Source organism: Mucilaginibacter sp. P4_D1 (genome assembly GCF_056401935.1).
Genome location: NZ_JBFUIJ010000017.1, coordinates 1 through 22,475, shown reverse-complemented (window position 1 = coordinate 22,475; position 22,475 = coordinate 1). Strand labels below are relative to the sequence as shown.

At 42.1% G+C, this 22,475-nt stretch carries 19 protein-coding genes and 1 tRNA gene; 5 read left to right on the top strand and 15 right to left on the bottom strand.

What is annotated here, in order from left to right:
• Positions 1-14: 14 nt before the first annotated feature.
• From AC1DV1_RS16190 to AC1DV1_RS16135, 12 genes are all read right to left on the bottom strand, one after another.
• Positions 15-2,291, bottom strand: a complete 2,277-nt coding sequence (locus AC1DV1_RS16190) for an NADP-dependent malic enzyme (RefSeq protein WP_477360990.1) — start codon at positions 2,289-2,291, stop codon at positions 15-17.
• A 118-nt stretch (positions 2,292-2,409) separates the two neighbouring features.
• Positions 2,410-3,696 carry a lytic transglycosylase domain-containing protein gene (locus AC1DV1_RS16185; protein ID WP_477360988.1) on the bottom strand — a complete coding sequence of 429 codons (1,287 nt, stop codon included), beginning with the start codon at positions 3,694-3,696 and terminating at the stop codon, positions 2,410-2,412.
• 64 nt (positions 3,697-3,760) lie between these two features.
• Entirely contained in the window at positions 3,761-5,185 is a 1,425-nt protein-coding gene (gatA, locus tag AC1DV1_RS16180) for an Asp-tRNA(Asn)/Glu-tRNA(Gln) amidotransferase subunit GatA (protein ID WP_477360986.1), read from the bottom strand.
• Positions 5,186-5,285: 100 nt separating this feature from the next.
• Entirely contained in the window at positions 5,286-5,453 is a 168-nt protein-coding gene (tatA, locus tag AC1DV1_RS16175) for a twin-arginine translocase TatA/TatE family subunit (protein ID WP_147055904.1), read from the bottom strand.
• A gap of 77 nt (positions 5,454-5,530) precedes the next feature.
• Positions 5,531-5,956, bottom strand: a complete 426-nt coding sequence (locus AC1DV1_RS16170) for a Sec-independent protein translocase subunit TatA/TatB (RefSeq protein ID WP_477360984.1) — start codon at positions 5,954-5,956, stop codon at positions 5,531-5,533.
• A gap of 218 nt (positions 5,957-6,174) precedes the next feature.
• Entirely contained in the window at positions 6,175-7,458 is a 1,284-nt protein-coding gene (locus AC1DV1_RS16165) for a murein hydrolase activator EnvC family protein (protein WP_477360982.1), read from the bottom strand.
• Positions 7,459-7,474: 16 nt separating this feature from the next.
• Positions 7,475-8,263 (bottom strand): lipoprotein insertase outer membrane protein LolB1, encoded by a 789-nt coding sequence (gene lolB1, locus AC1DV1_RS16160; protein ID WP_477360980.1) that lies wholly within the window; start codon positions 8,261-8,263, stop codon positions 7,475-7,477.
• Positions 8,241-9,914 (bottom strand): tetratricopeptide repeat protein, encoded by a 1,674-nt coding sequence (locus AC1DV1_RS16155; RefSeq protein WP_477360979.1) that lies wholly within the window; start codon positions 9,912-9,914, stop codon positions 8,241-8,243. The genes lolB1 and AC1DV1_RS16155 overlap by 23 nt, the downstream gene beginning before the upstream one ends.
• Positions 9,915-10,091: 177 nt before the next feature.
• Positions 10,092-10,526 carry a dUTP diphosphatase gene (gene dut / locus AC1DV1_RS16150; RefSeq protein WP_477360977.1) on the bottom strand — a complete coding sequence of 145 codons (435 nt, stop codon included), beginning with the start codon at positions 10,524-10,526 and terminating at the stop codon, positions 10,092-10,094.
• Entirely contained in the window at positions 10,523-12,022 is a 1,500-nt protein-coding gene (locus tag AC1DV1_RS16145; RefSeq protein ID WP_477360975.1) for a polysaccharide biosynthesis protein, read from the bottom strand. Before AC1DV1_RS16145 ends, dut begins: the two co-directional genes overlap by 4 nt.
• A gap of 39 nt (positions 12,023-12,061) precedes the next feature.
• On the bottom strand, positions 12,062-12,340 hold the full coding sequence (locus AC1DV1_RS16140) for an acylphosphatase (RefSeq protein WP_477360973.1): 279 nt from the start codon (positions 12,338-12,340) through the stop codon (positions 12,062-12,064).
• Positions 12,341-12,453: 113 nt separating this feature from the next.
• Entirely contained in the window at positions 12,454-13,620 is a 1,167-nt protein-coding gene (locus tag AC1DV1_RS16135) for an amidohydrolase family protein (RefSeq protein ID WP_477360971.1), read from the bottom strand.
• A gap of 162 nt (positions 13,621-13,782) precedes the next feature.
• Here AC1DV1_RS16135 and rlmN point away from each other — a divergent pair, with 162 nt between their 5' ends.
• Both rlmN and AC1DV1_RS16125 read left to right on the top strand, forming a co-directional pair.
• Positions 13,783-14,844, top strand: coding sequence for a dual-specificity RNA methyltransferase RlmN (rlmN, locus tag AC1DV1_RS16130; RefSeq protein ID WP_477361195.1), 1,062 nt, complete (start codon positions 13,783-13,785; stop codon positions 14,842-14,844).
• 24 nt (positions 14,845-14,868) lie between these two features.
• Complete coding sequence (locus tag AC1DV1_RS16125; RefSeq protein ID WP_477360969.1) at positions 14,869-15,567, top strand: ComF family protein; 699 nt, start codon at positions 14,869-14,871, stop codon at positions 15,565-15,567.
• A gap of 112 nt (positions 15,568-15,679) precedes the next feature.
• Here AC1DV1_RS16125 and AC1DV1_RS16120 read toward each other — a convergent pair whose 3' ends face one another.
• Together AC1DV1_RS16120 and glyA are read right to left on the bottom strand one after the other, a co-directional pair.
• Positions 15,680-18,811 (bottom strand): PAS domain S-box protein, encoded by a 3,132-nt coding sequence (locus tag AC1DV1_RS16120; protein WP_477360967.1) that lies wholly within the window; start codon positions 18,809-18,811, stop codon positions 15,680-15,682.
• A complete protein-coding gene (glyA, locus tag AC1DV1_RS16115) occupies positions 18,812-20,098 on the bottom strand; it encodes a serine hydroxymethyltransferase (protein WP_477360965.1) in 1,287 nt (428 codons plus the stop codon). It abuts the gene before it with no gap.
• A gap of 571 nt (positions 20,099-20,669) precedes the next feature.
• Here glyA and AC1DV1_RS16110 point away from each other — a divergent pair.
• From AC1DV1_RS16110 to AC1DV1_RS16100, 3 genes are all read left to right on the top strand, one after another.
• A complete protein-coding gene (locus tag AC1DV1_RS16110) occupies positions 20,670-21,203 on the top strand; it encodes an N-acetyltransferase family protein (protein WP_477360963.1) in 534 nt (177 codons plus the stop codon).
• 55 nt (positions 21,204-21,258) lie between these two features.
• Positions 21,259-21,332: transfer RNA gene (locus AC1DV1_RS16105), tRNA-Ala, on the top strand.
• A gap of 95 nt (positions 21,333-21,427) precedes the next feature.
• Complete coding sequence (locus AC1DV1_RS16100; protein ID WP_477360961.1) at positions 21,428-22,267, top strand: phage integrase N-terminal SAM-like domain-containing protein; 840 nt, start codon at positions 21,428-21,430, stop codon at positions 22,265-22,267.
• 98 nt (positions 22,268-22,365) lie between these two features.
• Here AC1DV1_RS16100 and AC1DV1_RS16095 read toward each other — a convergent pair whose 3' ends face one another.
• The gene (locus AC1DV1_RS16095; protein ID WP_477361193.1) at positions 22,366-22,461 is read right to left on the bottom strand and encodes a hypothetical protein; all 96 of its coding nucleotides are present in this window, start codon (positions 22,459-22,461) and stop codon (positions 22,366-22,368) included.
• Between the last annotated feature and the right edge of the window lie 14 nt (positions 22,462-22,475).

Genomic DNA, 22,475 nt, shown 5'->3' with positions numbered 1-22,475 from the left:
TTTATCAAAAAAAACTATTGGTTCTCTGCTTTAGCCTGTGCCGTAATTACCGCAATGGTAACCATGTTCACAATCTCGCGAACCGAGCTGCCTAACTGCAGTACGTGCACCGGCTTTTTTAAACCTAACAATATGGGCCCAACCGCCTCGGCACCACCAATTTCCTGCAGCAATTTGTAAGCAATGTTACCCGATTCAAGATTAGGAAATATCAGCGTATTGGCCGGCTTTCCGTTTAACGTAGAGAATGGAAAATTATCGGCCAGCAGATCCGAGTTTAGGGCAAAGTTTGCCTGCATATCACCGTCAACAACCATATCGGGATATTTTTCGTGCAGTATTTTTACCGTTTCCCTTGTTTTTTCGGGAATTGCACCCTCATTTGATCCGAAGTTGGAGTACGATAATAAAGCTACCCTGGGGGTGATGTTGAAGCGTTTTACCGAGCGCTCTATGAGTACAGTAATATCTACCAGTTCTTGCACCGTTGGGTTCACGTTTACAGTAGTATCGCCAAAAAACACAGGACCCTTAGGGGTTATCATCATATACATACCCGCCACGCGGTTTACGCCTTCTTCGGTGCCAATAATTTGCAGTGCCGGTTTTACGGTACTCACGTAATCTTTTGTCAAACCCGAAATCAGCGCATCGGCCCGGCCAAACTGCACCATACTGGCGCCGTAATAATTACGGTCGACCATCAGTTTTTTGGCCTCGTACAAGGTAATGCCGCGGCGCTGGCGTTTATTGTATAAATAATTAACGTATTCGTCCATGTTTTCGCAGCCCTCGCGTGGATCGATGATCTGCACATCGCCAAGGTCAAGCTCGTTTTCACGCAGGATTCGTTTTATCTTTTCTATGTTACCCAATAATATCGGGGTAGCAATACCTTCGTCCTTTACTATCTGGGCCGATCTCAGGATCTTATAATTATCTGCTTCGGCAAACACTACCCTTTTAGGGCTCTGCTTAGCCTTATTGGTAAGGTTGCGCAGCAGTTTATCGTTGTTACCTAAACGTGATCTTAGCTCCTCTGCATAGGCATCCCAATCGGTAATTACCTTACGGGCAACGCCCGATTCGATAGCTGCTTTAGCAACCGCCATAGATACTTCAGTTATCAACCGCTGATCCATCGGTTTCGGGATGATGTAATCCCTGCCAAATTTAAGGTTGGTGATATTGTAAGCCAGGTTCACCGCTTCGGGCACCGGCTTTTTGGCCATTTCGGCAATAGCGTGAGTGGCGGCTATCTTCATCTCCTCGTTAATGGCGGTAGCCCTTACATCCAGCGCGCCACGGAAAATGTACGGGAAACCCAACACGTTATTTACCTGGTTAGGATAATCTGACCGGCCGGTTGCCATGATAATATCCTCACGGGCGGCAGTTGCCAAATCATAATCAATCTCGGGAACGGGATTAGCCATTGCAAAAACCACCGGCTTTTTAGCCATCGATTTCAGCATGGCCGGGGTAACCACATTACCGGCAGACAGGCCAACAAATACATCTGCATCTTTCATGGCATCCGATAATGTTTTTACATCGGTACGGGTGGTGGCAAACTCCATCCTGATATCGTCAAGATCGGTACGGTGCTGATCGAGCACACCGTTGATATCAAACATCACCAGGTTTTCTTTTTTGACCCCTATGGAAAGGTACATTTTTGAACAGGATACCGCGGCGGCACCTGCACCATTAACTACCAGTTTTATTTTATCCAGTTTTTTGCCTTGAATTTCGCAGGCATTCATCAAAGCAGCGGCCGATATAATAGCCGTACCGTGCTGGTCATCGTGCATTACAGGGATGTTCATTTCGGCTTTAAGCCTGCGCTCTATCTCAAAACAGGTTGGGGCCGAAATATCCTCAAGGTTTACACCACCAAATGTAGGCTCAAGCGCTTTTACTATCGCCACAAACTCATCAACACTTTTGGCATTCACCTCCAGGTCAAACACATCAATATCGGCGTAAATTTTAAACAGCAGGCCCTTACCTTCCATTACCGGTTTACTGGCCTCGGGACCAATATTACCTAAGCCTAACACGGCGGTACCGTTACTGATAACAGCTACGAGGTTACCTTTGGCGGTGTATTTATATACATCGTCAACGTTTTCGGCTATGCGCAGGCAGGGTTCGGCAACACCAGGCGAATAGGCCATGGTTAAATCTCGTTGCGAATTGGTAGGCTTGGTGGGCACTACCTGTATCTTACCAGGGCGGCCCATGGAGTGGTAATTCAGCGCGTCCTGTTTACGGTTGTTCTTGTTCATCTTCTCAAAATTCAAGCGCCCAAAATTACAATTCTTTTTATGGTAACCTGAAATAAAATAGCCCGGTTTTGAAACATGTCAAAATCGGGCTATTGTTTAAGCGGATATTATCCTGTGTTTACAGCGTCGGTTTCGTATCGGCAGATACACTTGCCGAGATATCACCGCCGGCGGCAACCCTTATTGTTTTACCAACGGGAGCTCGGTTGCTCTCCAGGTTGTTCCAAATTTTAAGATCGTGTACCTCGCAGCCAAACAAGTCGGCTATACCCGCCAGGGTCTCCCCTTTTTTTACTTTATGATAGGTAGTTATCTTTCGATCAGATTTTGGCACATCCACATAAGCCGGATGGGCGGCAGGGGCCGCTACCGCATAAACCGGGGCTGGCCTGGCAAACTCCATAGGAGCCACCGCATCACCGGCACTATTTAATACATTATATAAAGCAGCAAAGTTCTCTTTAGCGGTTTGCGGCAGGATAAGCCTGCGCGGGGCTTTTGGCGTACCGTTTACAATTAACCTGCGATAAGCCGGGTTAAGGATGGTTATTTCACTGATGCCTACATTTAAAGCACGGGCAACATTACTTAACGATACAAACTTTTTAACCATAACAGTATCCGTCTTCAACGAAAAGTTGCAGGCTTGCGCTACGATGTTGTGCTTACCAAAATAGTTCATCACATAATTCATGGCAATAAAAGCAGGTACATAACCACGGGTTTCGGCAGGCAAATACTGGCGTATAGCCCAAAAATCGCTTCCGCCACCTGCTTTTTCCATAGCATGCTCCACATTGCTTTTCCCGCAGTTGTATGATGCTATGGCCAACAGCCAGTCACCAAATTCCTGGTAGGCATCCTTTAAATAGGCTGCGGCGGCGTAACTTGCCTGGATAGGATCGCGGCGTTCGTCAACATACTCATTCATGTTAAGGCCATATATTTTTGCGGTAGTGCCCATAAATTGCCACAAACCTGTTGCCCCTACCCTTGATACCGCGTTTGGATCAAGTTTGGATTCAACTATCGATAAAAATTTTATCTCGTCGGGAATCCCGGCATCATGAAAAGCCTTTTCATAAATTGGGAAGTAATACCTGGTAAGGCCGGCAACCTGGCCCATTTCATCGCGGTTGTGCATGTATAGCTCAATGTAGCTTTGTACATACTCATTGTAATCAAGCTGAATATCCTTCTTGATCGAGTCAAGACGGCGCTTATAAATATTGCCTTGCGCGCCCATTGGCAGCGGGTGATTTATAACCGGCAAAATGATGGTATCGGCATTAATTTCGCCATGAAAAGCAGCAAAATGATGACTTTGCTTTGCAGACGGGAGGGCATTAGCTTGAATAATTTGTAACAGCGACAGGCAGATGGTAAGCGTAAATAATCTCTTCATTCGTTGGATTTGATTAAGTAATGATGCTTCCTGCATCGGTTAATTTTACTAAAATATGGCTTTTTTACAGCTTTAAGAAATATTCAGCAAAATCTAACAGTTGTTGTTCGTTAAAATGTTTCGTTAATAATTGTAAACCTAACGGCAAACCCTTGCTATTATTGCCGGTGGGCAATGATATGGCAGGTACACCGGCTAATGATGCTTGTACGGTAAAAATGTCATAAAGATACGTTACCACCGGGTCTTTTTCTTCAGCGCCTATCGGAAAGGCTGGTTCCGGAGCGGTTGGGATCAATATAAAATCGTATTCGTTTAGTATCTCTTCGGTTTTTTCTTTTATTAATCTGCGTACTTTTTGGGCCTTAGCATAGTAGGCATCATAATAACCGGCGCTTAGTACAAAGGTGCCCAGCATAATACGGCGCTTCACTTCTTTACCAAAACCTTCGGAACGCGACCGTTTATAGGTTGATTGCAAATCATCAGCTGCCGGGCTGCGGTAACCATAATGCACGCCATCAAAACGCGCCAGGTTTGATGAGGCTTCGGCCGTAGCCAATATATAGTAAGTAGGCACCAGGTAATCTAATTGTTCAAAGGCTATGGGTTTTACCGTATGGCCTTCGGCGCGTAATTTGTCAATGTATTGTACCAGAACGTCCTTAACCTCGGCATTAACGCCGGGGCTTGACAGGGCTTCCTGTAAATAGGCGATTTTTTTCTTTCCCGGTTTTTGAGTATCCACGGTTATTGGCGATACCGGCTGCTGAATTAATGTGTTATCGTAATCATCGGGGCCTGCCATAACTTCGTATAACAAGGCGGTGTCTTCAACCGACCGGGTAATTGGCCCAACCTGGTCAAATGACGAGGCGTAGGCTATAATACCATGCCTGGAGATGCGGCCGTAAGTAGGTTTAAAACCTATCACCCCGCAAAATGCAGCCGGCTGCCTAACTGATCCGCCTGTATCGGTACCAATGGCTGCGTGGCACATATTGGCCTGTACAGCAACTGCCGAACCGCCTGATGACCCACCCGATACCCTTTTTTGATCGGCGTAGTTTTTTACCGGACCATAAAATGAGTTTTCATTGGAGCCGCCCATAGCAAATTCATCGCAATTGCAGCGGCCTATAATTATAGCATCTTCTGCAAGCAGGCGTTCAACTATGGTTGACGAATATATTGAAGTAAAACCTTTAAGGATTTTGGACGAGGCCGTTACCTGGTGCCCTTTGTAGCAAATGTTGTCTTTTATGGCTATAACCATACCGGCCAGTTTGCCGGCTGTTCCGTTTTTTATTCGCTCATCAACATTTTTGGCATTGATAAGCACTTCTGTTTCAAACACTTCATTAAAAGCGTTTAAGTGGGCGTTCTTCTTAATTTCGCCCAAATAGTTTTTTACCAAACCCTGAACAGTAATTTCCGCACGCTGCAACCCGCTCTTTATTTCGGTTAAAGAGGAATAAAATTTAGCCATGGGGCTAAAATAAAAAACTTATCCGTTGAAATAACAAATTAATTCAACAGATAAGTTTATATGGTAAATAAAGCTGCTAAAAGTATTACCTCTTAAGGTATTATACTTTCGGTTTTTCTTCTGTAGAAGTGCCTTCGTTGTTTTGCGCGTCTTTAAATTCTTTAACGCCTTTTCCTAAGCCTCTCATTAGTTCGGGTATTTTTTTACCGCCAAATAATAAAAGAATTGCCAAGATGATTAGAATAATTTCTGGTGCCCCTAAACCCATGATTTTAAGTTTTTATATAAGTTAATATTATTATTAATGATAGAATGCTCTTTTATTAAACTGCCAAGGCAGTTTTTTTAGTGTTTGCTGAGGTCGATTTTTGATTCGGTAACCGTTTCCTGATCAGTACCTACGTGAAACTCGGCCGCAGGGATTGTATTCGGAACTTTATTTTCGGCAATCACCGGGTTTGGATGATGTTCGATGCTTTCGGCAACAGGTGTTTCATCAACCGAATGTTCTTCAATAAGCGGTGTTACATGCTCTTCAATTACCGGCTCAACGGTTTTAGTAGCCTCCGGTTTTTCCTGGAAATTATTGATCTGGTTATTGATTTCGCGCTTAACATCCTCAGATGCATCTTTAAAATCGCGCAGGCCTTTACCTAACGTGCGCGCCATACCCGGAAGTTTTTCGCCTCCAAATAGCATTAATGCTGCAAAAAGTATCAGTACCATCTCGCCTGTACCAATATTTAAAAATAAAAAAACTGTACTTAGCATTGCATTTTTTTTAAGGTTACAAATATAAACAATTAATATCTTTATAATTAAGAATCAAAAGTTAAGAGCCAGGAATCAAGACAGCTGCAAAAAAGTTTTATACTAATTTACCGCCTTGTAAGCTGTCTCTTCAGCTAAGCTGAGCATAACTTAGCCTATTATTATTTTCTGTCTTGATTCTTGACTCTTAATTCTTGATTCTTCTTTTTGATTCACAACTAATTAGGCGCCAGCCAAAACTTAGGATTTTGCGCTTCTTTAGCTTTATATATATCAAAGTTAATCTCAGTTTCGCCGGTTGATGGATCGGTTGCAACAACACCTAAATTTTGTTTTGTTGACACCTTTTGCCCCCTTGCTACCGTAACCGAGCGTAAGTTGCCGTATACTGTAAAATACTCCCCATGCTTAATCATTACCAGGTAAGTACCGCTTACGTCAACTACCCTGATTACTTCCCCCTCAAATACTGCTCTCACAGCACTGCCTGCATTCGTCCTTATATCAACCCCGGTATTTTCACTCTTGATTCCTTCTGTTGTATACTGGCCAAATCCCTGGGTTATTATCCCATTGGTAACCGGCCATGGTAAGCGCCCTTTGTTGCCTAAAAAGTCGTTAGATAGTTTGGCCGCCTCTGGTGTGGCGTTCAAATATCCTGAACTTGTTTTTACAACGGCTTTACGTTCTACAGGTGCCGGCTTATTTTCGGCTTTGGCTTTAGCCGCGGCCAATCTTGCTGCCTCCCTTGCCTCTGCCTCAGCCTTACGCTGCGCTTCCTCTATCTCCCGGCGAATAGCACTTGCAATCTCGCGGTTTGTTTTGGCCAGCTTATTTTGAACATCTTTTTGTTGTTGCTTTAACAAGCCCTCATGTTGCGACAAGTCTTTAACCACTTTAACCTGGTCGTTCTTTTGTGCTCCCAGGGTTTTCTTTTCCTTTTCCTGATCTTGGAGCAAATTGCTTTTTTCCTGCTTGGTTTTATCAAGCTCGTTTATTTTTACATGCAGTTCTTTTTGCGTTCCCTGTATGTAACCAGCCTGGCGCTCACGATAGGCACCAAACTGCTGTAAATACTTCAATCGTTTGTAAGCCTGGTTAAAATCTTTTGATGCAAAAATAAACATCAGCTTATTGTAAGCGCTTTGGTTACGGTAGGCAAAAAGTATCATCGCCGCGTACTCCTTTTTTAGCTGATCCAACTGGCTTTGTAAGCTATGTACGGTATTATTGCTTTCGGAGATTTGGCTATCCAAATTTCTTACCTCCGAGTTAATGTTATTTATCTTCTCTTCCCTCAAGTTTATCTGCGCTTTTAATAAGCTCAGTTGTTTTAATGTAGCTCTTTTATTATTTGATGTTTCCTGGTAATCCTTATTTAACTGGTCAAGCTCTTCTGATAATTTATCGCGCCTGCGCTTTAGCTCGGCACTGCTTTGTGCATGTGCGTCAACGGCAATAAGTACTGCTATAAAAAAGAGAATTGCTTTTAAAAATTTCATCAAACAAAAATAGGAATTATTTGGCCGGCTCATATCTATCCGGAATACTAAATGGATATTCCAGTTGCTGGTCAAAATCGACCTTGGTATAATGCAGGTTTACGTGGATCTTTTTATCTTTTACTACTGATGCAATATCTATCTGTGATGGCAGTATACGGTTATTGGCCTGTATAAATGTATTATTAGCCACTTGTAATGATTGCCCTTCGTTTTGGTTGTTCAGGTTGGTTTGCGTTACTTTATTATCGGCCCCAACTATCAATTTGTAAAGCAAATCATCAAGGCTGCCGCTTAAAGTAGTATTGCCGTTGGCGGTTGCAAAATCAGCGTTTTCGGTAAGCAGCTCGGGTATCGCATTACCTATCAGCAATGATTCGAGAGTTTTATAGTTCACCTGTTTGCTGGCATAGGCATAAACGTAGTTAAACGGCTTTTTCAGGTAAACACCCTCCAGCCGGTTTATTAGTAAAATGCTATCCGGCGTAATTACAGCACGGGCAACCTCAACGCCTAATATCGCTGTAATTGATACCCATATTTTTTTGCCTTTGTTTATGCGAATATTAAGTGTTACATCATTGCTGTTGCCGTTAATATCCAGGTTTGTTTTGGCCTTACCCGAAAACGTATTAAAGTTTACCTGCTGTGCTTTAATAGCAGCCAGTTTTGTATTTATCTTATTATCAGGTTTGGCTACGGTATCGGCTTTGCGGGTTACCATAACCTGCTTGCGTGCTTTACAACTTACTATGGCCAGCAAAGCGAAAACTATCAGTAACCTATTCAAAATATTTTTTTTCATTTATCTTTCGATCTAATACCGGCGATTGATCGCCGTAGCCTTTGGCCTTTTTCCAGTTATCTACAGCTTCATCTGTTTTACCAAGGTAAAACAAAATATCGCCATAATGTTCGTACTTAACCGCACTTTTATCTTTATCGTGTGTTAATGCCTTTTCCATCCACACCCTAGCATCGGGGTATTTTTTCTGCATAAACAGTATCCATGCATATGTATCTTCAAATGATGCCGTATTGGGCTGCAGTTGGGTTGACCGCGCAGACATTTGCGCCGCTTTATCCAAAGCTTCATTTCTTAACGATAAATAATAAGCATAATTGTTTAAGGTATATGCATTATCGGGATTAACAGCCAGTGCCTTATCATAAGCATCGTCGGAACTTTTGTTGTTCTTCATGTCATGATAACAATCGCCTAATAACGAAAAACTGAGCGAAAGTAGTTCCTTATCCTGAATTTCTAATGAAGTTGCATTTTTAACATAGCCCAGCGCTTTGTTAAAATCCTTTTTCTGTGCCCATGCTACGCCTACCAAATAATTCATCCAGGCCTGGTTCGGAAACAGGGAAAGTGCATTCTCTCCGTCCTTAACAGCGCCATCCAAGTCGTTCATACTTAATTCAATGCGCACCAGCTGCTCATGTACCTGGTATACCTGCCCGTCCAGCTCTATCGATTTTCGGTAAGCATCTTTTCCTTCCTTCAATTTATCACTTTGCAGCAGCATATCGCCATACATGGCAAAAGCTTTACTGTCCTTAGCGTGCGTAATTGTAAGTATCCGGCTTAATTCAAGCGCGCTGGCTTTGGCATTAGGATCCGGAAATTTGGGGTAATAACCGGTTATAATCCTTATTTTTTGATCGATGCTTACTTCGGGAATGGCAAAGGCCTGTGTAAGCTCTTTATAGCTTGCATCGTTATTCTTTTTTTCGCGGTAAATATCGGCAAGCGCCAGGTGTACCATGCCGTTACCCGGATCAATCTTCTCGGCTTGCAGCAAAACTTTTAAAGCCTTATCGCCAAATCCGTTTGAGTTATATATCTCCGAGAGTAACAGGTAGTAGCGAATTTGACCGGGGTTATTGGCTATCGCTTTTTCAACATCGGCCGCGGCCTGGTCAACTTTGCCTTGTTTGAGGTAAATTTTTTGACGGCTACCTAACAAGTCATCGCTGGGCCCGGTAATTTGCTCTAACTGATCATAAACTTTTAGCGCATCGTCATATCTTTTCAAGATGACGAACGCGTTGGCTTTATCAAAATAATACTCGGGCTTGTTTGGGTTAAGGCGGATAAGCTGGTTAAACACGTTCTCCAGTTTGCTAATGTTATTACTTTTTTCGTAACTATCGGCAAGTGCGCTCCAATACCATTCGTTATTGGGTTTTACGGCAACAGCGCGTTCAAGCAGCGGTTGTGCGCCGGTATAATCGTTTTGTATTTTTTTCAGGTTAGCCAGTTCGTATAGCGATGCATCATTCCCCGGATCGGCCTGTATTACCCGTTCAAACAACTCCGAAGCGTGTTTTAGGTTTTCTACCGTTTTTTCGCGCAAAGCCGAGAAAAATAACTGCCTGATTTCGCTGCTATCCAGGCTACCCATTTGTTTTGGGGCAGCAGTGGTTTGAGCCGTGAGGTGAAGAGGCAAGAAGCAAGAACCAAGAATCAAGACAGCTGCAATTTGCAAGTGCCATGTCCTGTTTATTGTATTTCCAAATCTTAAATCCTTATCCCTCATATTCAAATCTACACTAAAATTACCGCTCATTACCCCTTGCCGATTTTCAAAAAGGCTTAATTCTTGACTCTAATCTCTTGCTTTATTTCACTTTACCGCTGTGTGTCCAAAACCACCTTCGCCCCTGGTGGTATCATTCAATACCTCAACCCGGGTCCAGCTTACGGTTTCGTGTTTGGCAACTACCATCTGGGCTATCCTGTCGCCATGGTTAATCTCAAACGATTCTACACCTAAATTAATCAGCAATACTTTTATTTCGCCCCGGTAATCGGCATCAATGGTCCCCGGCGAATTAACAATACCTATCCCATGTTTAAACGCCAAACCACTACGTGGCCGTATCTGCGCCTCAAAACCTACTGGTAATTCGATATACAGACCTGTTGGCACCAATTTACGCTCCATGGGGTTTAACCGGATGGATTGCTCCAGGTTGGCCCTTAAATCCATACCTGCGGCATGCGCCGTTTCGTAAGCAGGTAAACTATTGTTCGATTTGTTAATTATGCTGATGGTCATCTTTTAAAGATAATCTTTAGTTCCTTGCGTTCAAAATAAAATGTGCCTAAGGCAAATAACAGAAAAAGTACATTCCCCACAAAAATATTATGATTGAATACCGAAAATGAAAGGTATACCAACGTTATCGATATTAAAACGTATGCCAGGCATTTTTTAAGATTATAGGGAATAGGATAGTTTTTTTGCCCCCACAGGTATGATAAAACCATCATGGTTGCGTAGGCAATTAACGATACCCAAGCCGATGCCATATAGCTGTATTTTGGAATAAATATCCAGTTTAAAACAAGTGTTAATATAGCGCCGATTCCTGAGATGTAAAGGCCATACTTTGTTTGATCGGAAAGCTTATACCATACCGAAAGGTTTACATAAATACCCAGGCTCACATAGCCAAACAACAATAGCGGCACAACGCCCAACCCCAACCAATATTGATTATGCGCAGTGTGCCTGCCAAATATAAAAGTGGCTAAAATATCGATGTTGGCTGTAAGTGCAACACAAATCATTGCCATTGCAATTACAAAATAAGTCATGATACGGGCGTAGGTATCACCGGAGTTTTTATTTTTTGAATGGCTGAAAAAGAAAGGCTCGGCACCTAACCGGAATGCCTGTATAAACAAACTCAGGAACAAGGCGATTTTTGCACAGGTGCCATAAATGCCTACCTGCTGATCGCTAATTGCTGTAGGGAGCATTTGTTTAAGCATCGCTTTATCTACCGATTCGTTGATGATAAACGAAATGTTGGCTACCAATACAGGCCAGCTGTATACAAACATATCCTTGAACATGGTACCATCAAATTTCAACCGCAATTTCAACACTTCGGGAAGTAACAAAACAATAGTTAAAATACTGGCAATAGCATTGGCTAAAAAAACATAACCAACCCAATGCGGCCGGTACCAGCCAACCATCCAGTGAGCGCCAGGTAGCTGATGCTTAATAATAAAAGGCACGCCAAATAAAAAGAAAAGGTTAAGCAACATTACAAACAGAATGTTGGTGCATTTAATAAATGCATACTTAACCGGCCGCCCATCTGCCCTGATCTTGGCGAATGGTATAACACAAAAAGCATCGCACACCAGTATCACCAGGAAATTTTTAACATAGAAAGCATAGTCTGCATGGTCGGCTTTTACGCCCGCCTGCATATAGTTAATAATACTATCTAAAAATAAAAAGCTAAAAAGCATGAAGATTAGCGCAACTACAATGACTACGCCAAACGCATTATTATAAACCTGTTGCTTATCATCGGCCCTTTTTTGCAGGTACCGGAAGTAGGTGGTCTCCATACCAAATGCCAATACAGCATTTACTATTGAAGCGTTACCATACATTGTAGTAAATATGCCATTACTGCCTACCGAAAGGGTGCGGGTATAAATTGGCGTAAGCACAAAATAAATCATCCGGGAAATGATGGTGCTTAAACCGTAGATGGCCGTTTGCCCGGCAAATTTTTTAGCGGTTGACAATGTTGATGTTCAATGTAATTAATTTGCTATCCGTTACAATTACGGGCGCCTTTTTACAACCTCAAAATTACGATAGTTTTTTAATTCGCCTTCATAGGTTTCTACAGAAGTTACTTCGCCATACTCGGGGCCTTCGTTGCACCAATCCATAAACATCTCCATCGCAAAATCGTCGCCCTCGGCTTCAATAAATACATCGCCGTTCGGCTCATTTAAAATAAAGCCCTTTACGCCCAACTGATCGGCCGTTGCCTTTGTTGATTTACGAAAGGAAACGCCCTGTACCTTGCCTTTAACTGTTATATTGAGATGTTTCATTTGTGGTTGATTGAGTTAGATTAAGTTGATTAGGTGAATAGTTAAAAACTTTAAACGACTAACCGTTCTCAACATGCAAAATAACTTAATTCAACTCAATCAACCTAATCCAACTAAATCAACTTCTTCACTTTACTCTCCGGCGTTATCTTCAAACCATCAAGTCCGGTTATTAAGTTAAGGCCGGGGGTTTTGCCAACTTGTAACGAGCCTTTTTCATCATCGATACCTAAAAACTCAGCGCCGTTAAGGGTACCCCATTTTATTAACCTTTCGGTACTCAAAGCAGGGAACTTTTTTTGAATAGCACGCATTTCGCTCAATATACATAAGCTATCGTTGGATGCCAGGCTATCGGTGCCCAGGGTAATATTAAAGCCCTGATCAACAAAAAGTTCAATTTTAGGCAGTTTGCCTTCAATATATATATTGGCGTTAGGGCAAAAGCAAAAATTCACTTTACGGTCAAAACGTTTGATAAAATAGATGTCTTTTAAATTGGTGCAGGTGTTATGCACAAGCAAAACCTTTTGCTTATTGGTAAGCAGCGGTATTATTGATTGTACAGAGTTGCGCGCCTGTGGCTTAAAAAAACTGATATCGATACCAAAATGCTGGTACAGGTCTAAAAATCCGCCGAGTTTATAGCGATAAAACTTGTTTTCGTCTTCGCACTCCTGGTTGTGAATGCTAATAAGGTTATGCCCCTCTTCACTATGTTTCCTGATGAGCTTAAACAACTCCTTCGAAACCGAATAAGGAGCATGTGGTGTTACAGAAACCGACTGAGGTTTAAACTCATTAAGCAATGCCGTAGCCTTATCAAAAACATCAGCGGCATTTTGCGGTAAAAAACCAAAAGTTTCTACAAAAGTGTGATAATATAGTTTGCTTTTGGCTTTAACCGGAATACTTAAATTGGTATTTGAAATATCGCCAACAGCTACAATGCCATTATTGTACATTTCCTGATCGGCCTTTTCAATAGCGTCGGCTACCTGTTGCTGATCGGAGTTTCTGAAGGCCTGAACCTCTTTTATAAAAGAAACCAGGCCACCGCCTGTTTTAATTTTGTTTTTTAGATGAGAAAGTTCAATGTGGCAATGGGTGTTTACAAACCCGGGGCAAATAATACCGGTAACATTTTCTATCGGGCTATCTGGCGGGTTGTTTGAATCTGTAACCGAAATTATTTTACCAACATCATCAACGGTAACAATTCCATTCTTAATCGGATCGGCATAAACTGGAAAAACGTAATCGGCTCTAAAACTTTTCATTCATCTGTTAAACTTTGGTATCTGTCTAAAAACGTTTTTCTAAAATATGCCCAGTTCAAATTAATACAATTAACTTTTAGTTATTGTTTTTTTACCGTCGAAAAGAATGACTTTAAAAAAAGAAAAACATTTTTTTAAATTAAGTACCTTTGCAACRTGAATATTGCAAAAAACAAAATAGACATCCGCAGCCTGAGTTTGAATGCTTTACAGGAACATTTTATTCGTATGGACGAAAAAAGTTTCAGAGCTAAGCAGGTTTATGAATGGCTTTGGAAAAAATCATGTTTCTCATTTAATGAAATGAGCAATATTTCAAAAGAACTGCGCACTAAACTTGATGAAAACTTTGTTATCAACAACGTTAAAATAAACACATCACAGGTTAGTGCTGATAAAACTATAAAAAATTCTTTTATTTTACACGATACTCACCTAATTGAGGGCGTTTTAATTCCAACTCCGGGCCGAATGACGGCTTGTGTGTCGTCGCAGGTGGGTTGTAGCCTTACCTGTAAATTTTGCGCTACGGGTTATATGGAGCGTAAAAGAAACCTTAATCCCGACGAAATATACGATCAGGTGGTACTGATTGACCAGCAAGCCCGCGAAAATTATGGCATCCCGCTATCAAACATCGTATACATGGGAATGGGCGAACCATTGCTTAATTACAAAAATGTAATGGACTCGATAGAGCGTATTACTGCCGAGGACGGCCTAAACATGTCGCCAAAGCGTATCACTGTATCAACTGCAGGTATTGCCAAAATGATAAAAAAACTGGGCGATGATGAAGTAAAGTTCAATCTTGCACTTTCGTTACACGCCGCTAACGACGAGAAGCGTAACACGATTATGCCCATTAACGAGCAAAACTCGCTAAAAGCGCTTGCCGAAGCTCTTAAATACTATTACGCCAAAACCAAAAACCCGGTAACATACGAGTATATTATTTTTGATGGTGTAAATGATGGCATCCAGGATGCTATGGAGCTTGCCAAATTCTGCAAGCACCTGCCTTGCAAAGTGAATATCATAGAGTATAACCCAATTTCTTTTGCCAGCTATATTAATGCCGACGAGGATAAAGTGGAGGCTTTTGCCAATTATTTAACTAAACAGGGAATCAATACCCATCTTCGCCGTAGCCGCGGTAAAGATATTGACGCGGCCTGCGGTCAGCTTGCTATTAAAGAAAAATCAAAAACTGTAGAAGTTTAAAAAAATGTGCCTTACATTAAGGCCATGAAATTACCAGGCGGCTACCTTGCCGATTTTGTTTCGTTGTTTTTCCCCCAGCTTTGCCCCGCGTGCAATGCCAGCCTGGTAACCGGTGAGCATATCATTTGTTCGGATTGCCGGTATAATTTACCATTTACCAACTTTCATACACAGCCGGATAACATTGTTGCACAACAGTTTTATGGTAAAATAAAGGTTGAGGCTGCCTATGCCCTCTATTTTTTTAACAAAGGCGGCAATGTACAAAACCTGATGCATCATTTTAAATACAGCGGCATGAAACAGATTGGGAACCTTACCGGAAACATTGCCGGCGCCCAATTAAAAGAGAACCCGATTTTTAATACTGTAGATTATATTATCCCCGTGCCTTTGCATAAAAAACGTTTAAAAGAACGCGGCTATAATCAAAGCGCTTGTTTTGCCGATGGATTGGCTGATAAGTTGACAGCTCCCATTGAATTGGATAACTTAATACGGAAGGTTGCCACTGCAACTCAAACCCACAAATCGCGCTTTGCCCGGTTTGAAAACATGCAGGAAGTATTTGCAGTTGCCAAGCCGGAAAGACTGGAAGACAAGCACGTTTTACTGGTAGATGATGTTGTAACTACAGGATCAACCCTGGAAGCTTGTGGGATTGAGTTATTGAGGGTGCCTGGCCTGAAGCTGAGTATTGCTACAATTGCCTATGCGGTTTAGCCTGCCAGTAAGTTCAGCTGAAAGCTGAAACCATGTGCAACCACAAGCTGGAAGCTCGCGGCAGCTATTTGCGGCGGTGTTCATTTAGCTCCCCCTTTAGGGGGCTGGGGACCTATTGATGCTGATACCTGCTCAGCTTCTCGAAAAGTATTTTTGGATCAAATGGTTTCAGGATATAGTCGTTCATGCCTGCATTGTCGATCTCGCCCATCTGGTTACTTAACATAGATGCGGTTAAAGCGATAATAGGTAATTGCTGAAAATACGGTTCGGGATTTGAGCGGATAACCTGGGTGGCTTCCAACCCACCCATTTCGGGCATGTGTATATCCATCAATACCACGTTATAGTTTTGGTTGGCTGTTACCTTATTTACTGCCTCAAGCCCGTTTTCGGCAAAGTCTGCATCGGCGCCCCATTTTTTAAGGATTTTATTAATTAATAACCGGTTTATCTGGTTGTCATCAACTACTAAAACGTTAATTTTTAGTCCTTCTTCCACTTTATTATTATTGGTATTTAATTGCTTATCTGCTTTGTCAAAAGTAATGGTAAACCAAAAGGTGGAACCTTGTCCCGGTACACTATCCACATTTATACGCGAGTCATGTAGTTCAATAAGACGCTTACTAATGGCCAGCCCTAAACCAGTGCCCCCATACTTACGCGTAGTATCAGCTTCAGCCTGTTTAAATTGCTCAAATATCACATTTATTTTGTCGGGCGCTATACCTATCCCCGTATCTGTGATCGAAAACCTGATCCTTACATCCTTATCAGTTTCCTGGATAACCTTCAGATCGACATTGACACCACCTTCTTCGGTAAACTTAACCGCGTTGCTCACGAGGTTTAAAATTATCTGACTTAAGCGGGTCCGGTCACCCAAAACAATTGATGGTACATCATCGTCGACGCTTCTGCTAAGATATATATTTTTTTCGACTGCTTTGTATTGCAATGAATTGTTGATACTTTGTACCATATCGCGCAGGTCAAGACGTACACGCTCAAGCTCCACATTGCCTGTCTCCATCTTGGCAAAATCAAGCACATCGTTAATCAACGTCAATAAATTCTCGGCCGAAAATTTAAGAATAGCCAGGTTTTCTTTCTGCGATTCCAGCGGGTCTTCATCCATCAGCAGGTGCGACATACCAATAACAGCGTTTAAAGGCGTGCGGATTTCGTGGCTCATTACCGAGATAAACATATCCTTGGCCCTACTCAGTTGCAACGCCTCTTCCTTGGCAGCAATTAATTGAATCTCGGCCTTCTTTTTCTCAGTAATATCAATAATTACCTCTACGTATTTATCAACTTTACCTTTAGCATCCAATATTACCGAGTTGATGACAGATACCCACAAAGGTTGTCCGTCTCGGCGGTAAACAAGCAAATCTACCTCAAAAGATTGTTTATTTCGTGATAGCTCTCGCGCCCGTTCAATAATTGCAACGTCTGTTAGCGCGCCCTTCAATACGTCACCCAGGTGGTTCCCTCGCACCTCTTTTATCTGGTACCCGGTAATTTTCTCAAAAGCTTCGTTAACCCACTCAACCCGGCCCTCGCTGTTATTAATAACAATGCCGCTGGTAACCTTACTTGCCACAAGGGATAAAAGGGTAAGTTCTTCCTCGGCCTTCTTACGTTCAGTAATATCAACCATCACCCCTATCTGCCGGTCAACTTTACCTACCTCATTAAATATCGGGCTGTTTGATAGCCAGACCCATATTGGTGTACCGTCTTTTTTGTATACTTTTATTTCAACCTCATAAGGCCGGTTTTCTTTTACGGCCTGCACAGCGCCTTCAAAAACGCTCAGGTCCGAGTCCTTACCCAACAACGATGTACCAATTGCCTTGCCTTCCAGCTCGGCAAACGAATAACCGATAATATCTTCAAGGGCCTGGTTCATCCACATAAACCGCCCCTCGATATCCCGGATAAATATCCCTCCGGGCGATTTCCTTGCTGCAAACGATAATATCTCCAGGTCCTGCTCAACTTTTTTACGTACCGATATATCAATAATCACCCTGATATATTTATCAACATCGCCCCCACTGTTACGTATAACAGAATTAATAATTGTAACCCATAAAGGCTTACAGCTTTTTGGAGTTATTAAAAGGTCAACCTCATATGATTCCTTATTTTTTATCGAAGCAAGCAATTTTGCCTCTGCGGCGGCATCTACAACGGTACCTTTGAGCGTGGCACCCAACCATTTATTTTCAACCTCGGCTAAGGTAAAGCCGGTAATGTGTTCAAATGCATCATTCACCCAAACAACCTCATCGGCGGCGTTACTTATTACAACGCCGTTACTAACTTTACTGGCTACCAGGGCCAATTGTTCCAACTCGTGTGAAATATGTTTTTGATAACTAATATCACGTCCACTGGCAAACCATTTATCACCACTAAATTTAACCGACCAGCTTACCCATTTAATAGCTTCTTTGGGTGCCAAAACAATAGTTTCTATATCAAATTTACGTTGTTGCTTACTTAGCCCTGTTTTAAGCACATTTAAAGTGCGAAGCTTTTCCTCTTCAGGAAAAAAGTTCCAGATGGGCTGCCCAATGGCGCTTTCGGGGTCAATACCCAAAACCGTATAAACCGAACGATTAATTTGTTCAATATTAAAGTCCCTGTCCATAATGCAATGAACATCGGGCGAACTATCAAACAGGTTGTAAAAATCTTTATGAATTTGCAGGTTGCGCTCCAATTCGCGCTTTTGCTTGCGCAACTCAAGGTGCGACATCACGTCTTTGGCAAGCGTTTTTAACGCATCCTCCTGCTCGGCGTTCAGAACCTTTATTTTCTGATCAAAAACACAAAGCGTTCCTATGCGGTAACCTTGTGGGTCAACTAAAGGGGCGCTGGCATAAAACCTAATACCCATATCGCCTTTTACCAGGTCGGTATTGGCATATAAATCATTTTTGGTAGCATCCGGAACGATAATTATATCATCGCCCAAAATAGTGTGGCGGCAAAAAGATTCAGTTTTGGGGATATAATCAACCTGCAGGCCAACTTTTGATTTAAACCATTGCCGGTCATCGTCAATAAAAGTGATAAAAGCTAAAGGCGCCTGGCATATATAGGATGCCAGGCGCGTTATAGCGTCATATTCTTCTTCGGGCAGGGTATCAAGCACATGGTATGATTGCAGCGCGGTTAAACGCTCTTTCTCATTATCTATAAATCCACGCTGCTCTGCTGCCATTTATTCTGATCCTTCTTCGCGATATAATGGAAAATCGTGCATCAGCTTGTGTACCCTTTTACGAATTTTCTTGATAGAATGTTCGTTTTCAGGGTCAGAAAGTACTGCATCTATCAGCTCCACAATCTCCTCCATGTGCTTTTCTTTCATATGGCGGGTGGTGATAGCCGCTGTGCCAACACGGATACCAGATGTTACAAACGGCGACTTATCATCATAAGGCACCATATTTTTATTTACGGTAATATCGGCGCTAACCAAAGCATTCTCGGCGGCCTTGCCAGTGATGTTTTTATTACGCAAATCAATTAGCATCAGGTGATTGTCGGTACCGCCTGAAATAATCTGGTAACCACGTTTCACAAATGCTTCGGCCATAGCTTCGGCATTCTTTTTTACCTGTACAATGTATTTCATGTAGCTATCACTCAAAGCCTCGCCAAAAGCAATGGCTTTAGCCGCAATGATGTGCTCCAACGGACCGCCCTGAGTACCAGGGAACACAGCCATATCTAATAATGACGACATCATCCGGGTCTCGCCTTTTGGGGTTTTAACACCGAAAGGATTTTCAAAATCTTTGCCCAGCAAAATTAAACCACCGCGCGGCCCGCGTAAGGTTTTATGTGTAGTTGTAGTAACGATATGGCAGTGCGGAAGCGGATCTTTCAGCAAACCGCGCGCTATAAGACCTGATGGATGCGAAATGTCGGCCAACACCAAAGCGCCAACTTCATCGGCAACGGCACGGATAAATTCATAGTCCCAATCGCGTGAATAGGCAGAAGCACCGCAGATAATCAGTTTTGGTTTTTGCTCCAAAGCCACTCTCTTTAGCTGATCGTAATCAATTAAGCCGGTTTCTTTAACTACACCGTAAAAATGAGGCTCGTATAATTTACCCGAAAAATTTACCGGCGAACCATGTGTTAAGTGGCCACCATGCGAAAGATCAAAACCTAATATTTTATCGCCAGGCTGTAAACAGGCAAGCATTACAGCAGCATTAGCTTGCGCACCAGAGTGTGGCTGCACATTTGCCCACTCGGCATTAAACAGCTGTTTTGCACGCTCAATAGCAATGGTTTCAATTTCATCAACTACCTCGCAACCGCCATAATAACGTTTGCCCGGCAAACCTTCGGCATATTTGTTGGTAGCAACAGAACCTGCCGCTTCCATTACCTGACGGCTTACAAAATTTTCAGATGCAATCAGTTCAATACCCTCTTCCTGGCGTTGCTGCTCTTCATCCAAAAGTTTAAATATCAGTTTATCTCTTTTCATTGTGTGTTTTTAACGGCGCTAAGTTAAGTAATTGATACAGAATTGAGATGTGAGATATAAGATTTGAGGCAAAAGTAATCTGAGATTCTACTGGTCATAAAATTAGCGCAATATAATTTGCTATACAAGCTATAATAACTAATATATTTTTGCAACAAGCTCATTCTACATCCCAACAATACGAAATTGTTGATTAAAAAAATTTACGATTATGGTATTTGCTCAGAAAACGCCTCTTATGGCTGCTATTATCTGATGATCCGGAGCTTCATGGCACCGATAAAACATTCTTTTAGCTTTTCAGTCAGCCTACTCACCATAGATGTCAGGAATTAATTTACAAACTGATGGCGAAAGGTGCATGTGCCAATGCTAACGAGCGGGGTTGCAGACGAATGAGCCTGCGCTTAAATAATCAATTTTCGATATCGCCCTCAACCGAGTAAATGTCCATTATTCTCCGCGATATTTAGCCCCAGGGTTCATGCCATCCATTTTAAAGTTTCACTTAAATTATTCGCTTGTAATTCACAATGTATATATTTATGTAGCCTCCCATGAATAAAGATATATGGACAACAACATCAACGGTCTGATCATTCGACCGGCATCAATAAAAGATGCCGGTGATATTCTTGATATCTATAATGACGCTATTTTAAATACAACTGCGGTTTATAGCTATAAACCACACGCCATTGACATGAGACTGGAATGGATGGAAGAAAAAAACCGACATAACATACCTGTTTTTGTTGCCGAAGTGAATGGAAAGATTACAGGCTTTGCAACTTACGGACCGTTCAGGGCCTGGGCAGCTTATCAATATACCATAGAGCATTCGGTATATGTGCACAAAGCTTACAGGCAGCAAGGGATAGCAAGGAGCCTTTTACTACACCTTATTGAAGCCGTTAAGCAAAAACCAATACATACCATAATTGCCGGCGTAGATGCCAATAATATAGCAAGCATTAGCCTGCACCAAAAATTGGGCTTTGCAGAAATAGGTACCTTTAAACAGGTGGGCTATAAATTTAACAACTGGCTCGATTTGAAATTTATGCAATTAATATTGGATAATGATTTCAAGCCCGACAACTAATTTTAAAATCAAATTCTTTTTTAATACTTAAAATTATATATTTGCCACCCGAAACGGGGGATTAGCTCAGCTGGCTAGAGCGCTTGCATGGCATGCAAGAGGTCATCGGTTCGACTCCGATATTCTCCACTCAGACACTTAATGCACCTGGTAATCAGCTACTTAGCTACTCACCAGGTGCTTACTCTGACAGAACTCTGCCACAGCCCCTCAATTTCGGGCCTATGAAAACGGCAGAAATCACCTACACAACCCCCAAATTATTCAAGGGAAAAAAGATTGATTCGGTTCCGAAAGGCTCTACAAAAGCCCGCGAGGAAGCCAAACAAAGCTGGTACGTCGAATTTTTCTTTTACGATCCCGCGACCAAAAACATGGAGCGGTTCAGATTCAGCAAAAATCTGAACAGGGTAAAAGACCCCAAAGAAAAACTCAGCCTTTTCAACGAACTGTTGGAAACCTACTGCGAAGCCTTAGACGGCGGCTGGAGTCCTATTGACGAAAGAAGCAACGAAAAACTAAAGCGACAGGTCGTGTCACTATCCATAGAAGAAGGTAAAGTTCTTTTTGAAGCCTACCACCAAGCTAAAGGCACCCGAAAAAAATCAATTCAATCCTATCTTTCTAAAGTTAAAATGTTCATCACCTATTACGGGGAACATAAAAAAGCTAATGAGATCAGCGATTACGAGATTACCCACTTTTTAGACCACCACGAGCAAAAAGAAAAATGGCTGGGTGTTACTTATAACAACGCCCGTATATCGCTCAACAACTATTTTCGCTACCTTAAAAAGAATAAATACATCGACATCAACCCGGTAACGGATACCGAAACAAGGCGGAAATTAGCGACGGAATCACACCAGGTATTTTCAGATGCTGATTTTAAATCTATTATGGATTGGCTACAGGCCAATGATCCTTACTGCCTGCTATTCGTCAGGATGATATACTACACCTGTATCCGGCCCAAGGAGTTAAGATACCTGCAATTGAAGTTTATCAATTTAGAAAGCAACACTGGATATACCACTGATGTTGACCCCTCTTCGCCAATCTAAAGTGACCCCTCTGAGTTAGGGTTTGAAAGAGAGTAAAGTTGTTGTACAGATAGGCTCCTGAGAGCGGATGTTTTTGTCCGGTTTAACAACTATTATTTTTACAAAAATACATTTTCTGATTTAGAGTTTCTTCTCCTTAGTGATTCGCCATACAATTCGACCCTTAATGAGTGGTGAACAATGCGGTCAAGTATCGCGTCAGCGATGG

What these genes read in the sequence shown, in the direction of transcription:
- AC1DV1_RS16190 (WP_477360990.1), bottom strand. Translation starts at nt 2,291, where the DNA reads ATGAACAAGAACAACCGTAAACAGGACGCGCTGAATTACCACTCCATG.
- AC1DV1_RS16185 (WP_477360988.1), bottom strand. Translation starts at nt 3,696, where the DNA reads ATGAAGAGATTATTTACGCTTACCATCTGCCTGTCGCTGTTACAAATT.
- gatA (WP_477360986.1), bottom strand. Translation starts at nt 5,185, where the DNA reads ATGGCTAAATTTTATTCCTCTTTAACCGAAATAAAGAGCGGGTTGCAG.
- tatA (WP_147055904.1), bottom strand. Translation starts at nt 5,453, where the DNA reads ATGGGTTTAGGGGCACCAGAAATTATTCTAATCATCTTGGCAATTCTT.
- AC1DV1_RS16170 (WP_477360984.1), bottom strand. Translation starts at nt 5,956, where the DNA reads ATGCTAAGTACAGTTTTTTTATTTTTAAATATTGGTACAGGCGAGATG.
- AC1DV1_RS16165 (WP_477360982.1), bottom strand. Translation starts at nt 7,458, where the DNA reads ATGAAATTTTTAAAAGCAATTCTCTTTTTTATAGCAGTACTTATTGCC.
- lolB1 (WP_477360980.1), bottom strand. Translation starts at nt 8,263, where the DNA reads ATGAAAAAAAATATTTTGAATAGGTTACTGATAGTTTTCGCTTTGCTG.
- dut (WP_477360977.1), bottom strand. Translation starts at nt 10,526, where the DNA reads ATGACCATCAGCATAATTAACAAATCGAACAATAGTTTACCTGCTTAC.
- AC1DV1_RS16140 (WP_477360973.1), bottom strand. Translation starts at nt 12,340, where the DNA reads ATGAAACATCTCAATATAACAGTTAAAGGCAAGGTACAGGGCGTTTCC.
- AC1DV1_RS16135 (WP_477360971.1), bottom strand. Translation starts at nt 13,620, where the DNA reads ATGAAAAGTTTTAGAGCCGATTACGTTTTTCCAGTTTATGCCGATCCG.
- AC1DV1_RS16125 (WP_477360969.1), top strand. Translation starts at nt 14,869, where the DNA reads ATGAAATTACCAGGCGGCTACCTTGCCGATTTTGTTTCGTTGTTTTTC.
- AC1DV1_RS16120 (WP_477360967.1), bottom strand. Translation starts at nt 18,811, where the DNA reads ATGGCAGCAGAGCAGCGTGGATTTATAGATAATGAGAAAGAGCGTTTA.
- glyA (WP_477360965.1), bottom strand. Translation starts at nt 20,098, where the DNA reads ATGAAAAGAGATAAACTGATATTTAAACTTTTGGATGAAGAGCAGCAA.
- AC1DV1_RS16110 (WP_477360963.1), top strand. Translation starts at nt 20,670, where the DNA reads ATGGACAACAACATCAACGGTCTGATCATTCGACCGGCATCAATAAAA.
- AC1DV1_RS16100 (WP_477360961.1), top strand. Translation starts at nt 21,428, where the DNA reads ATGAAAACGGCAGAAATCACCTACACAACCCCCAAATTATTCAAGGGA.